The following is a 13,282-nucleotide window of genomic DNA, read 5'->3' as shown; positions in this document are numbered from 1 at the left end:
GATCTTTATGGCAGCTCGTTTGCATGCCCCAATTTGCGGCGTGCACGCAGCAGTATGGCTCCACCTGCGGCGATCAGCGCCAGCAATATCGCCAGCGCAATGACGGTTGCGGCTTTATGCGTCGCCGCCCAATGCCGTGTCTTCTTCCACGCCTGCACATAGGGGAACCGTCCTGCCGCCTTGAAATCCGGCTCCACACAGTTCTGGCCGAAGTCCGCTGAAAACGGCACGGCTGCACCTTCCTTCACATAGCGGCGGTACAGCACCGGCGCCAGCTCCGCATCGTAGAAGACGAAGCTGGTGCCCTTGCACAGCACGGCAGCGAAGGCCTGCGAGCGCGGCGGCAAGGCGTCCGCTGATTTCATGATGTAGTCGGCGGCGATGTTGCGGTAGTGATAGCGCACGTTGGGTTTGCTCTCGCTGGCGGCGTAGCGCTTGCGTTCGTCATCGGTGATGAACTGTCCGGGCAAGTCGGCAGCGGCGCGTTGTTCGGGTGTTTTTTCTGCGGCGGGTTTTTTGCCGGTGTCGCCGGCCGGTTCTTGCACGATATTACGGCCGGGACCAAAGCCGAGCATGCCGTCCATGCCGGCGTAATCGGGCGCCTGTTCATAACCCATGATTTCCAGACCGCGCTGGCGTGCCAGTGTCGCGGCCTCGTACCAAGCCTTGGCGCGGGTCACGGCGAACCAGGCATGGCCCGCATCGTCGAGTGCATCGCCGTAGGCTTTGGCTGTCGCACGATAGCGCCAGTTTGCCAGCGTGCTCTTGCCGTCCGCGTAGTTCTGTTCCATCGGCGCGTAGCGCATGTCCTTGTCATCAGGGAAGTAGGGCAGCGCATCGGCCACACGTCCTTCGCGCACCAGACGGCGCGCCAGCAAACGGCGCAGGTAGTCGGAGATCTGCACGGGATGCGCGCTCAGCCATTCGTAATACTGCTTGTCTGGCGTCGTCGGGAAATTCTGCGGTGCCGCCGGCACCGGCGTGGCAGGAGCATGTGCATCGACATAGGTCTTCAGCTCATCCACCGTGAGCACGCGCTCGGCCAGGTACCACGTATCACCGCTGTAGTCGCTGTAGAGCGGATGGCTGAGACTCGCACCCCTGTCTCCGCTCTGGCTCGCCTTGGTGACGGTATACAACTGGTCAAAGGCTTCCACATATTGGCCGCGCGACAGTGTCAGCACACTTTGCTCCGCCTTGATCAGGCCGAGTGAAGCAGGTTCGACGCTGACGTCGGTTTGCGGAAAGGCTTTGGATGCCTCGGCATAGGCCTGCGCCGCTGCAGCAACGTCGCCCTTGCGCAGGGCGAGTTTGGCGCGCACCCAGCTGGCCAGCGCGCTGCGCTGTTTATCCGCCAGGGTCTGCGCCAATTCATAGTAGCCGCTGCGATAAGCGAGTGCGGCCACGCGGTCGGCGTCAGCAATGCGGGCGATGCCTTGCTTCTGCAATGCCGCCACCAGCGACGGCAGCACCGGATTGACCTTGATGCCCTTGCCACCCCGGGCGGCATCGGCGTAGCCATAGCCGTCGCCATAGGTATTGTATTCGGCCGGCTGGCTGGCGCCATCACCGCTCACGTCACCCACGCGCGCCAGCGCATAGCTGACCAGCAGACGCTGCGAGAGCGGATCGTCGATCAGCTTCTGCGCGCGCTCCGCATCGCTCAACGCCCAGGCCGCGATACTGCGTAGCGATTGCACGCCACTGTCGGAATTGTGGGCAGCCTGCTCGGCGTACAGATGGATGGCTTGTTTGAGGTCGGCGGCGGGGACGTCGTCAGCGCATGGCGCGGCATTGACGAAGTCGGTGTAGCCGCAGAGAGCGGTGCCGGTAGCGAGAAACATGCGCGCCTGTTCGCCATAGCTGGCCACTGCCAGACCGTTTGGATCAAGCGCGCCGGACGCTGCCCGGGTACGCGCCAGTGCATAGGCCTTGACCGCCTTCGCACGTTCTTCGGCAGGCTTGTTGCCTGCGCCGAACATTGCCCCGGCATAGCCTTGTCCGAGCATGTAAGCAGCCCACACAGCACGCTTGTCGCCATCCGCTTTGGGCAGGTCGAGCACCGCCTGGAAACGCTTCTGCGCGCGCGTCCCGGTGTCGCCTGCGGCGAGGTAATCCACGGCACCGGCTGCGTACAAGCGCACCGCTGGCGGCAGATCGCCACCCTGCGCATACGCTGCGTCGCCATCTTTGAGGGCGCGTATCGTCTTGAGTTGCGCGCGTTGCGCCGGCGTCATGAACGTCGCATCAACGGCGTCGGCTGCGGTGAGTTTGTCGGGCGGCGCGTAGGCGTTTTCGTTTTCGTTGGCTTGCAGTTTGTCGCTACTCTGCGCCAGATGCGAAGCTTCATAAGCAAAGGAGTTGGCCGGTGTCGCTTTCAGCGTGCCGGCGCGGTCGTCGAGCACTTGCAGCGGAAAATCCGGGCCGCAGGCGATCACGACAGCGGCGCCGAAAGGAAGCGCCAATGCGGTGGCAATACGAATGTGTTTGATGTTCACGTTAGCGTTCCACATGGAGTTGGATGTCTGGTTGCTGGCAGCGTACCCAGCCGATATTGCGTTGGTAGCCCGCGCGCAATAATCCCTCGCGCGTGCGCCGCAGATATTTGCCTTTGGCGTCCGCTTCGAGGGCGTAGCCGTTGATGCCGTCAGCGGCGTTGCATGCCGCGTCGATGCGCACTACCGGCGGCAGTGCACTGTCAGCATTGCCGGTATTGCGTAGCGTGAGGTCGTGCAGACCAGCTTGCGCGTTGGGCAGCACTTCAACCGTGAGGGACGACGACAATGGCTGGCGTGCCAGCACAGCTTGCCAGGTCGTCGGGCTCCAGTTGCGCACATCGTCTTCGGTCGGCAGGCGAAACCAGACTACGCCGATCAGTCCCGGTGACGGATCCTTGTCCAGTTGCGCCAGGAAAGCGCTCACCGCCGTCGGCGAGGCTGATAGTTCTTGCGACGTCTCACCGGAAGCCAGCAACGGCCGTTCGCTTTCCACCGCACTGATGCGACCGTTATCGTCCCAGCTGACACGTGTGCTGTAAGACGGCAGGGCAACGCGCCAGGGATGCGTCGTCTGCTTCGCATACGCTTTCAGCCAGGCATGCGCGCGCTCGGCATCGAACAGGCCCTGGCGTGGATTCATCACGGCATGCACCTGCAAGACGGATTCATCCGCCACGGCCAGCAGCTTGTTCAGCGCAGGACTGTTGAGCCAGGTCGGCAGCGCGGTAATCGACAGCGTCGTGTCACGATCCAGATGTTGCCGCAAGCCGGTCAGAAAGCCGGCATAAGCAGGCAGTTGCGAGGTCGGGCAGTCGTAGTCGATTTCCACTCCGGATACCGGGATGTTCTGTTGCCGCCAGCGCGTCAGCAGATCGGCCACACGGTTTTGCGTGGCAGCATCGAGACTGTCTGTCTGGCCGTCCAGCCGCACCACCATGACAATCGCATGCGTGGTTGTCCTGAGGGCCTGCCAGTCGGGGGCGGCGATTTTCCATTGGCGTTGCGCGGTCAGTTCCGCCGCCAGCACGCGCCAGCCGCCGACCAGTTGATCGCTGGCTTGCATGGCGTTGACAACGGACGGGCTCCATTGGCGCTGCCAGATATACGCCTGCTGCGGCAGAACCTCCGGCGGGCGTTGGCAGGCGGCGAGCAGGGCACCGCACAGCGGCAGAACAAGCAAAAGAAAAACGGAGCGCAGGCGCCGGTATCGGTAGCGATGTTGCAAGCCGAATGGTGAGCAGCGCATGTGTAGTGTGTGGGATTGCCGGTTTGAAATCGGATCTGGCGAAGCGTTATCCGCAGGGATGGTTCACTGGCTGCCATTCTAATTTATCCGTCTGACGCTGCGCTGAGCGAAGGCGGATTTATTCGTGGATGTTGCCTCGTCAATGCAGGCAAGGGGGCGATAGGAAGGAAAGATAAGCCGGGCTTCATCGCCTGATTTGTCGATCTGGCGATGAAGCGCGACGGGTATTGCGATATGGCAGAGACTTACACCGCGCCGCGCGTGTCCACGTACACCGCGTACAGCGAATGGCTGCTGGCCATGAACAGGCGGTTCTTCTTCGCTCCGCCGAACACCAGGTTCGGGCAGCGTTCCGGCAGGTGGATGTGGCCGATGGCTTTGCCTTGCGGTGTAAAAACGCGCACGCCGTCCAGCTCGGATGGATTGGCGTCAAGCGCGCCGTTGCTGCCCCAGCCACACCACAGGTTGCCGTCGATGTCGACCTTGAAGCCGTCAATGGCGCCCGGGCCGTTGGCGTCGACCGCCAGCGTGCGCGAACCCAGTTTGGTGCCGTTGTCGGTCAGTTGATACGCCCAGATCACGCGGTTCGGGGTGGCGCGCGATTCGACGATGTAGATGACTTTTTCATCGGGCGAGAAGGCGAGGCCATTGGGGCCGGCCAGCGCGTCGGTGATCAGGCTCAGCTTGCCGCTCTGGCCGTCGATGCGATAGACCGCATGCGGCAGTTCCGACGCCTGCTTGTCGCCTTCCCATTCGCCGGCAATGCCGAACGGCGGGTCGGTGAACCAGATCGATCCGTCCGATTTGCAGACGATGTCATTGGGCGAGTTGAAGCGCTTGCCATTGTAGTTATCGGCCAGCACGGTGATGCGGCCATCGTATTCGGTACGGGTGACGCGGCGTGTCAGATGTTCGCAGGCGATCAGGCGGCCCTGGCGATCGCGCGCCAGACCGTTGGTGAAGTTGGCCGGATTGCGGAATACCGACGTCGTGCCGGTGACTTCATCCCAGCGCATGATGCGGTTGTTGGGGATGTCGCTGAACAAGAGGTAGCGGCCGTCGCCAAACCAGACCGGACCTTCGACCCAGCGGAAACCGGTCGCCAGTTGCTCGACCGTCGAGCTGTACAGGCGGTATTTCAGGAAGCTCTTGTCCAGCACCTGCACATTGGGATCGGGATAGCGCTGGCTGGCCTTGAAGTCAAAACTTTGAGCCTTGGCGGTCAGGGCCGTGGTCGCCATCGCCAAGCCACCGAGCAATGTTGTACGACGAGTTGGGTTAAAACCGGCGATTTTCTTCTTCACTTCTTGATTCATCGTTGTCTCCATGTGGGAAAAGAATGCTGATATTTCCGCCAGTCAGGCAGGGCCCGGCAATCCGGAAAATCAGACTTGGTCCATATAGGCATGGGTTGCGACGGCGATGCCGGTGCGGCATGTCGCAAAGAGGGTGATGCTGTCTCCTGGGGTGGCAGGCCTTGGCGGTTAGCTGGCCTGTCCATACTTATATGTTGTCATACATCATATAAGTTGATGCGAAAATTGGCAACGCGAATTTTTTCGTCAGGGAATCAAACTGTAAAGGGAGTGGCAGGGCTTGACGATCAGGCGGAGCTTTCACCCTGACGTATCAGATCCGTTATCCAGTCCACCAGCAAGCACACGCGCCGCGATAGCTGCCGCTGATGCGGATAAAGGACGGACACCGCCATCGGCCAATTGGAGAGTGACATGCACAGCGTTCAAGTAATTCTCGGCGGGTGCGCCTTGTAGAGCACCGCGCTGCTTTGCCGCCCTCATTCCCGGCGGGAATAAGTCTTAGTCGGTCAGCCCGTCTTCTGCGCGGAGAGGCAAAAGCCAATAATGGCCTCACGCACAGAGCCTCTGTGCCTCACCAACAAGGATAGGCATCATGACAACGACATTCAACGTACCAAGCCGCAGCGAAGTCTCCCCGGCGAATCAGGCCATTTTCGACAACCTGCAAAAGATGCTCGGCTTCGTCCCGAATCTGTATGCCGGTTTCGCGCACTCCGAGCATGCGCTGGGCAACTACCTGGCGCTGCAAAGCGGCAAGAGTTCGCTGAGCGGTAAAGAACGCGAAGTCATCAACCTGGTTGTCAGCCAGTACAACAACTGTCTGTATTGCCTCTCCGCACACACCGTCGTCGGCAAGATGCAGGGCTTCACGGATGAGCAGATCATAGCCATTCGCAAAGGCGATGCAGCGTTCGACGCCAAATTGAATGCCCTGACCAAGCTGACACTGAGCATTGCCGCCAATAAAGGCCACGCCGATGCCGCGCTGCTCGATGCGTTCTATGCTGCCGGTTACAGCAAGGGCAGTCTGGTCGACGTGCTGATGGTAATCGGCGACAAGACCATCAGCAATTATCTGCATGCTGCGACCGATATCCCTGTTGATTTCCCGATCGCCCCTGTCTTGTCAGCTTAATTGGCAATCTAAGAAAGCGCGCGCCGATCTCGGTATGGGTATCGGCGCGCCGGAAGAGACCGGACGCGATCACGCCGGCAACACCCGTAACGGCAAGCATCGCCGCCATGTGCACGCTGACTGCCGCCAGTGCCAGCAACAGCGAGCCGGAGGCGGTGATCTCCCGTGCTGGGGAATTGCTCAGGCACAGAGGAACGAGCGCCGGCACCAGCATCAGTCCGGCACCGTGCAGTGTCGACATCATGCAAGACCAGAGCGCCAGTCCCGCATGCGTGGCCGGTCTCCGGACCAGCTTATTCTTGCGTCCGGAGAGCCGACGCGCGGTGACCCATACCAGCATCGCCAGCAATACGCCTGCCGCGGTTTTCCAAGTGATGTCATCCATCCCGACACCCAGCGCCACCGCACCCGCCACCAGCGCTACCGATACGGCATGCCCGAGAGCAAGCGGCACCAGCGCGCGCAGCGTTCGCATCCGATCACGTGATCGCCATCCCCACGCTGCGGCAAATATCCAGCCCGTGCAGGGATTCAATCCATGCAGGGCGCCCGCGCCTGCAACCGCCAGCCATGGCCAGAGTGTCGACATGACATGCTCGGGCGGTCAGGTGCGCGCGTGGCAACAAGCGCCACTCACCGCAGTCTGTTTGGTCGGGCTCTCTCTTGTCGCGTAGCGGTCGTGATGGCGCACCCATGCCATCCGATGAGGCGTATCGCCTTCATCGCGGCCTTTGGGCACGAGATCGATCATGCTGTAAGCGCCGATCATGACTTCCACGCCGCGGCCGAAGGTGGAATAAGTATGGAACACTGCGCCGCTGTCATCCTTGTAAAACACGCTGATGCCCGGCGCCTCGCCGGCCGGAAAGAAGCGCGTGCCGTAGTTGTAATAGACCTCGCCTTTGGCTTGTTCTTCCGGTGTGAAGCTGACTGCAAAGTCGAAGTTGAAATCACTGTCATGCGACGACGCCCACGGAAATTGCCAGTCCATGCGTTGGCGAAACCGTTCGATCTCGGCCAGCGGCGCGCGTGAGATGGCGACCGGCGTGATGTCGCGCTGCTTCAGATGGACGTTCATGCCGTCGGCGTGGTCCGCCATGAAAGAGCAGCTCGGGCAGCCCTGTTCCCAACCGGGGCCGAACATGAAGTGCTGCACCAGCAATTGGCTGCGGCCGTCGAACAGTTCGGCAAGTGTGCGCTTGCCCGCAGGTGTGTCGAAGATGTAATCCTTGGTGACCCGTTCCCACGGCAATGCGCGACGCTCACGGGCGATTTCATCGCGCAGGCGCGTCAGCTCTTTTTCGCGCGCCAGCAGTGCCTTGCGCGCACTCAGCCATTGTTCTGCAGAGACGACGGGGTGGTTTGGGATAACGGCTTTGTCGACGATGGTGTTCATGATGTTCTCCCTGGCTCGAAGAGCCGATAAGGTTGTCAGCTAAATGAAAAACGAGATTGCAAGGGACGTGCACGATCCTGCCGTGAGGCTGATGAAATCGTTGTTGATGGATGAAATAAAAAGGGCGTCAGCAGAGCATGTCTGCGCGCGCAGAGCCTGCGGTCAGGAGTCGCTTGCCTTCGGCCGACGCACGGCGCGCACTTTGCCGCTCAGGCCGCCGCCGCAATAGAACAGATCTGCGCCGTCCGATTCCAGTCCGCTGACGCCGGTGCCGGCTGGCATTTCCAGTCGCTCCAGCACGGCGCCGGTATCGGGATTGATGCGGCGCAGTTCGCTTTCTTCGGCTTCCCATGTGCCGTGCCACAGTTCGCCGTCGACCCAGGTAACGCCGGTGACGAAGCGGTTGGAATCGATGGTGCGGATGATGGCACCGGTGGCCGGATTGATGCGATGGATCTTGCGATCGCGATGCTGGCCCACCCACAGGCTGCCTTCGGCCCAGGTCAGTCCCGAGTCGTTGCCATTCCCCGGGGCGGGGATTGAGGTCAGTACCTCGCCGGTAGCCGGATCGATCTTGTCGATACGTTGTTCGGCGATCTGATACAGATAGGTGCCGTCGAAGGCGGTGCCGGCGTCACAGGGATGCGTGAGCGTGCGCGTGGGTTCTCCGCTGGCAGGATCGAAGGCGATCAATGCGGCACCGGTGGCGGCCCAGACTTGCTTGCCGTCATGGGTCACGCCGGCTACGCGGTCGGTGCCGGGGAAGGGGCCGTATTCGCGCACAATGTCGGCGGGTTGGGTTGCTACTTCGGCTTGGCGATTATTCCGGGTCATCATCAGCTCCTTCAGGTTCTTGTCTGTGTCGTCTATCGTGGTGTGCGCCGTTTATCGGTGCTGCAAAACAACGTAGGACAAACTTTATTCCATTGGCAGCGTAGCGGGGAGTAACAAGATTGTCGTGAATTCTGCCAGCGGTGGCGATAACCAGCGCTGCGTTCGCGCCCGTCCGATCGAGCGCACGCGGCCTTCGGCTTCCAGCTCGGCCAGTGCGCGCTGCACCGTGCGCTGGCTGGCATCAAGCGCCAGCGCCAGCGCGGATGTCGACCATGCAGCACCATCGGAGAGCAGCGCCACCAGCGATGCCTGTTCGCCATCAATCGGCGGCAGCAATACCGCCACGGAACGGCCATCGCGCGGCTTGAGAAGGAAGCCGCGCGGCGTTGCCTCGATCTGCGCCAGTGTTGCGACAAGCGCGCGCAGACGGCCGATTTCGACGCGCAGGCGCGCCCGGTGCGACTCATCGGGATCATGGGTGCGAAAGGCGCAGGCGATCAAGGCCTCACGCCCGACTTCTTGCGGCCAGGCTTCTGCCAGCGCACGCGCCAGCGAGAATAGTATCGGCCGCCGTGCCAGCGATTGCCAGGCGGCACCAACACCTATGCCAATACCGGCACCGATGCCGCGACGGCAGGCATCGACGACCAAGGTATGGGAAGCAGGGCCCAGCAGCGCGGTAACCTCGTCCAGACGCAAGGCTTGCTCGCCATCCGCACAGAGACGCCGGGCAGCGGGGCGATCCAGTGTGGCTTGTACATCGGCGACTTCCGCCAGCAACGCAGGGACGCGTGCCTGATGGGCTGCCTCGTGTGCGCGGGCAAGTGCCTGCCGTGCCGGTTCCATGCGCAAGGATCGCAAGGCCAGTTCCGCTATCGTCAATTCGGCGACGGCAGCTAGCGACGCTGACAGGCCGCGCGTATCGAGTTGCGCCAGTGCGGTTTCAGCTTCTTCCAGACGCCCCAGCAGCAGCAGCCGGCGTGCCGCGATCAATCGCGCCTGCAAAGCATTGGCGCGGTCGGCATGTGCTTCCAGCGTTGCCAGCGCCGCCGTGAGTGCACGCGATGAACCGCCGATATCACGCTCTGCCAGAGCCACTTCAGCCTCGGCGACGACGCAGCGGGCGCGCGCCAGTGCTTCATGTGCACCGAAGCCCCGCGCGGCGCGGCGTAACAACTCGCGTGCACGCAACAGTTCACCCAGCTGGGCCATGGCGATGCCGCGCAAGGCCAGCGCAGGCGGGTCATCGCGCAGGGCGACGTGTTTGAGAGCGCCAAGCGCATCGCCGGCGGCGAGCGCACGCGCAGAGGCGGCGATCAGGGAATCCATGGCGAGAGAATACACCGCAGCGTTACGCGCGCGGAGGCATCCCCAATCTTATGTGTGCTGCATGCAGCATGTTTCACTGCTTGCCGAGAAAATGCGCATCCAGACGAGCGCCGGATACGGCACCGGCAAAACCATCGAAGCGGCCTTCTGCCAGCGTTTGCGCAGCGAGCATGAAGCCTCCCCACGCTGACCGCGCCAATGCCCCGCCGACACTGACGCGGCGAACACCCATATTGGCAAGCTCTTGCAAAGTGAAAGGCGACACACTTCCGATCAGCACATTGACCGGCTTTGGCGACACGGCCGCGACCACTGCTTTTATCTGTTCACGCGTCTGAATACCGGGTGCATAAAGACAGTCGGCTCCTGCATCGGCATAGGCCTTCAAGCGCGCCAAGGTATCGTCCAGATCAGGCACGCCAACAATAAAATTCTCGGCGCGACCAACCAGCAAGGTATCTCCGCCGTGTTCATCGATAGCGCGTCGTGCCGCAGCGATCCTGCTGACGGCGACATCAATCGACATCAGGGGAGTCGCTGGATCGCCGGTCGAATCCTCGATGGACAGGCCGGCAACCCCGGTGGCAATCGCCAACGCCACACTGTGCGCGACTTCGTCCGGCGTCGATCCAAAACCGTTTTCAAAATCCGCATTCACCGGCAAATCGGTCGCCGCGACCATCTGCGCCAGATGCGCGAGGATGTCGTCGCGCACCACATGGTTGTCGGCTCGGCCGGTCGACCACGCAAATCCGGAACTGGTCGTCGCCAGGGCTTTAAACCCCAGGCTCGCCAGATAGTGTGCGCTTCCCGTATCCCAGGGATTGGGCAGGATGAAACATCCCGAAGCATGCAGTGCACGGAAAGCGGCTCGCCGTTCGGCGATGGTTGATGGCATGGCAAGCTCCTGTCAGACAAGAAATAAATAAGAAATGAAATGACGACTTTTCAATTGAGACTTTTGCACTTTTTGATTCTTCCGCCGAAAGCGTAAGGGAGCATGTCACTTCCTTCGACCACCCTTGAGTTCGCTACCCGATTCAAGCACGCTTTTGATGAGGGGGCGGTTTTTTCGTACTGACAGCGCGCACATGTAATAGTCGATGGTCACGGGAGCATCTCTCAGCTTGATGGCTCTGGTTCCGGGGATCGAGGTATATTCAATCTCCGACACGAAGCCGATGCCAAGCCCCTCTGCAATGGCATGCATGATGGCTTCCCGACTGTTGAGCTCCATCACGCAATGAATCGGGATGCCTTGTTTTTTACACGCGTTTTCCAGTAACTCCCGGGTCTTGGATCCGGACTCGCGCATGATGACTGCTTCGTGCTGGATCTGTTTCAACGCTACCGAGGTTTTGCCGGCCCAGGCATGATCGTCTCTGACAACGGCGACGATAGGATAGGTGCGATAAGGTGTGACGTACAAGCGCTTGTCCGGATCGACATAGGCCAGGATGGCAACATCGATTGTGAAGTTATACAGCCGGGAAAGGGTTTCCTTTTCCGAGTTGATCGAGATTGCGAACTCAATACCCGGATGTTTGCGCATCAGATCGTAAGTCAGATTCATGACCACCGGGGGAGATACGGCGCCGATGCGCAGCAGGCCCGTCTTTTGAGAGTGCAGGCTTTGAAGCAATTGAACAGCCTCATCCTCCTGTCCAAAAATTCCCTCCGTGATTTCGTACAAGCGTCGTCCGGCATCCGTCAATTCGACGTGGCGACCGCTGCGATATAACAACTCCACTGCAAAGCGGTCTTCCAATGCCTTGACCTGTTCGCTGACGGTCGGTTGGCCAATCTGCAGATACGCCGCAGCAGCAGTAAAGCTGCGCGTTTTTGCGACTGCATGAAATGACCGTATCCACTTATGGTACTGGTACATAACAATCCCCCCAAGAACAGTTGGTCGTCCATGTTAATCAGCGTGCTGATGCTGGAAGCGGTGAATGATTTCTGGTTCTTTTCTGGTTCTTTTCTGATTCTTTTTTTAGGCCCCAGAGCGTTGCGGATACGTCCGGATCGTTGCAAGCGATGTCACCTTACTTCAGTGCGGCAAAGCAGGCAACCGCAATGAATGGCATTTCTTCTGTTATCGGTTGAACCGATAGAAACAGCATAATAATCGATTTGTCCATTACGACCGACGCGCTGACAATCGCTCCAAATAAAACGATAACCATCAAGGAGACAAGCATGACTCAGCGATTCTTTAATCCTGTCGCAACGCATTTTGGTCCGGGTAGCCTGGCGGAACTCCCGCACATCGTCGGGAGCGCCAAGGTGGTGGTGGTGGCTTTTCCCGAGGCGCGTGCATTGGGATTGATCCAGAAAATCGAGCAGCTGCTGGGCGACCAATTAGCTTATGTGATCGAGGACGTGAGTCCGAATCCGGATGTTGCGCGCCTGGCAGGCATGTACAACCGTTTCTGGCAGAACGAGGATGCATGCGACACCGTCGTGGCATTGGGTGGGGGCAGTGCGATTGATACCGCCAAGGCGCTGATCGTAGGCACCAAAAGTGGACATTTCGACGAACTGTTGGCTTTGCTTGCAGACGGAAAGTCCTTTACTCCCCACCGCGTCAAGACACTCATTGCCATCCCGACCACCGCCGGCACCGGTAGTGAAGTTACCCCCTGGGCCACTATCTGGGATGCGGAAAAGCAGAAAAAATATTCATTGCATCTCGATTGCACCTGGCCTAAGGCAGCGATTGTCGATCCTGATCTGATGCTCAGTCTGCCGCGCAGCGTCACTATCTCTACGGGCTTGGATGCCTTGTCGCATGCGTTTGAGTCGATCTGGAACGTCAATGCCAATCCGGTCTCGGATGCGTTTGCCATTTCGGCAATTAACGACATCATGACGTGCCTGCCGTTGCTGCTGAAGGATCTCAATAACGAAGCGCTGCGTTCTTCCATGGCGCTGGCAGCGATGAAAGCCGGCCTGGCATTTTCCAATACCAAAACGGCTTTGGCGCATTCCATTTCTTATGAGATGACTTTGCGTTACGGGCTGCCGCACGGCATCGCCTGCTCATTCACGCTGCCGCTCGTGCTGAAGATGGCGTGGGGCGAAACGCCCGAACGGGACATGGTGTTGCAAAAGGTGTTCGATTGCAATTCCCAGACGGCCGTCGAACGCCTGCGCCATTTCTTGCACCAGCTTGATGTCGGAACCGAGTTTTCCGACTACGGCGTTTCTTCGCCTGAAGCACTGGAAATGGTGCGGGGCGCAATGCAGGGCGCACGCGGGAAAAACTTCATCGGCGCAAAAACCATCGCGGCCTTGCCCTGAGCAATTTCCTTTCCCCGGTTGCTTCCAGCCCCGGTGGATCCAAAACACGGTCGTAGAACGCTTTGCTGTGGAGACACTAAAGAAGCCGCAGCAGGCGTGTCAGTTTTGTAAGTCAAGCCATATCCATATTTCCGGTTTGGAGGAACGGAAAAAGAAAAATCGCAGGACCTGAAGACATTAAATAAAAAATTACCTTTTCCAACTAGACAGGAAGGAGGTTTC

11 protein-coding genes are annotated in these 13,282 nt (G+C 60.0%); 2 read left to right on the top strand and 9 right to left on the bottom strand.

The window, feature by feature from the left end:
* Positions 1-5 precede the first annotated feature (5 nt).
* The 3 genes from PQR63_RS01690 to PQR63_RS01680 all read right to left on the bottom strand — a co-directional run bounded on the left by PQR63_RS01690 (position 6) and on the right by PQR63_RS01680 (position 5,060).
* Complete coding sequence (locus PQR63_RS01690) at positions 6-2,498, bottom strand: hypothetical protein (protein ID WP_408165075.1); 2,493 nt, start codon at positions 2,496-2,498, stop codon at positions 6-8.
* A 1-nt stretch (position 2,499) separates the two neighbouring features.
* Complete coding sequence (locus PQR63_RS01685) at positions 2,500-3,744, bottom strand: DUF3142 domain-containing protein (protein WP_408165074.1); 1,245 nt, start codon at positions 3,742-3,744, stop codon at positions 2,500-2,502.
* Between the two features lie 245 nt (positions 3,745-3,989).
* Positions 3,990-5,060, bottom strand: a complete 1,071-nt coding sequence (locus PQR63_RS01680; RefSeq protein WP_408165072.1) for an SMP-30/gluconolactonase/LRE family protein — start codon at positions 5,058-5,060, stop codon at positions 3,990-3,992.
* A 595-nt stretch (positions 5,061-5,655) separates the two neighbouring features.
* Here PQR63_RS01680 and PQR63_RS01675 point away from each other — a divergent pair.
* Positions 5,656-6,198: a carboxymuconolactone decarboxylase family protein gene (locus PQR63_RS01675; RefSeq protein WP_408165070.1), complete on the top strand. Its 543-nt coding sequence runs from the start codon at positions 5,656-5,658 to the stop codon at positions 6,196-6,198.
* On the opposite strand, the gene PQR63_RS01670 is transcribed toward PQR63_RS01675, so the two are convergent.
* From PQR63_RS01670 to PQR63_RS01645, 6 genes are all read right to left on the bottom strand, one after another.
* Positions 6,128-6,787, bottom strand: a complete 660-nt coding sequence (locus tag PQR63_RS01670; protein ID WP_408165068.1) for a hypothetical protein — start codon at positions 6,785-6,787, stop codon at positions 6,128-6,130. The genes PQR63_RS01675 and PQR63_RS01670 overlap by 71 nt on opposite strands.
* Positions 6,788-6,802: 15 nt before the next feature.
* On the bottom strand, positions 6,803-7,594 hold the full coding sequence (locus tag PQR63_RS01665) for a DUF899 domain-containing protein (protein ID WP_408165066.1): 792 nt from the start codon (positions 7,592-7,594) through the stop codon (positions 6,803-6,805).
* 162 nt (positions 7,595-7,756) lie between these two features.
* Entirely contained in the window at positions 7,757-8,428 is a 672-nt protein-coding gene (locus PQR63_RS01660) for a Vgb family protein (protein WP_408165364.1), read from the bottom strand.
* An 84-nt stretch (positions 8,429-8,512) separates the two neighbouring features.
* Positions 8,513-9,757 (bottom strand): helix-turn-helix domain-containing protein, encoded by a 1,245-nt coding sequence (locus PQR63_RS01655; RefSeq protein WP_408165064.1) that lies wholly within the window; start codon positions 9,755-9,757, stop codon positions 8,513-8,515.
* A gap of 73 nt (positions 9,758-9,830) precedes the next feature.
* Positions 9,831-10,655, bottom strand: a complete 825-nt coding sequence (locus PQR63_RS01650) for an isocitrate lyase/PEP mutase family protein (RefSeq protein ID WP_408165063.1) — start codon at positions 10,653-10,655, stop codon at positions 9,831-9,833.
* A gap of 105 nt (positions 10,656-10,760) precedes the next feature.
* Complete coding sequence (locus PQR63_RS01645) at positions 10,761-11,645, bottom strand: LysR substrate-binding domain-containing protein (protein ID WP_408165061.1); 885 nt, start codon at positions 11,643-11,645, stop codon at positions 10,761-10,763.
* A gap of 311 nt (positions 11,646-11,956) precedes the next feature.
* Here PQR63_RS01645 and psrA point away from each other — a divergent pair, with 311 nt between their 5' ends.
* Positions 11,957-13,060 (top strand): iron-containing alcohol dehydrogenase PsrA, encoded by a 1,104-nt coding sequence (gene psrA, locus PQR63_RS01640; protein ID WP_408165059.1) that lies wholly within the window; start codon positions 11,957-11,959, stop codon positions 13,058-13,060.
* Positions 13,061-13,282 lie beyond the last annotated feature (222 nt).

Source organism: Herbaspirillum rhizosphaerae, from assembly GCF_046025915.1.
Lineage (GTDB): Bacteria > Pseudomonadota > Gammaproteobacteria > Burkholderiales > Burkholderiaceae_D > Herbaspirillum > Herbaspirillum rhizosphaerae_A.
The sequence above is the reverse complement of the archived record's forward strand: the minus strand, read 5'-3'. Positions and strand labels throughout refer to the sequence as shown.

Coding starts and splice junctions, on each gene's coding strand:
- PQR63_RS01685 (WP_408165074.1), bottom strand. CDS start 3,744: ATGCGCTGCTCACCATTCGGCTTGCAACATCGCTACCGATACCGGCGC.
- PQR63_RS01660 (WP_408165364.1), bottom strand. CDS start 8,428: ATGACCCGGAATAATCGCCAAGCCGAAGTAGCAACCCAACCCGCCGAC.
- PQR63_RS01665 (WP_408165066.1), bottom strand. CDS start 7,594: ATGAACACCATCGTCGACAAAGCCGTTATCCCAAACCACCCCGTCGTC.
- PQR63_RS01680 (WP_408165072.1), bottom strand. CDS start 5,060: ATGAATCAAGAAGTGAAGAAGAAAATCGCCGGTTTTAACCCAACTCGT.
- PQR63_RS01675 (WP_408165070.1), top strand. CDS start 5,656: ATGACAACGACATTCAACGTACCAAGCCGCAGCGAAGTCTCCCCGGCG.
- PQR63_RS01670 (WP_408165068.1), bottom strand. CDS start 6,787: ATGTCGACACTCTGGCCATGGCTGGCGGTTGCAGGCGCGGGCGCCCTG.
- PQR63_RS01650 (WP_408165063.1), bottom strand. CDS start 10,655: ATGCCATCAACCATCGCCGAACGGCGAGCCGCTTTCCGTGCACTGCAT.
- psrA (WP_408165059.1), top strand. CDS start 11,957: ATGACTCAGCGATTCTTTAATCCTGTCGCAACGCATTTTGGTCCGGGT.
- PQR63_RS01645 (WP_408165061.1), bottom strand. CDS start 11,645: ATGTACCAGTACCATAAGTGGATACGGTCATTTCATGCAGTCGCAAAA.
- PQR63_RS01655 (WP_408165064.1), bottom strand. CDS start 9,757: ATGGATTCCCTGATCGCCGCCTCTGCGCGTGCGCTCGCCGCCGGCGAT.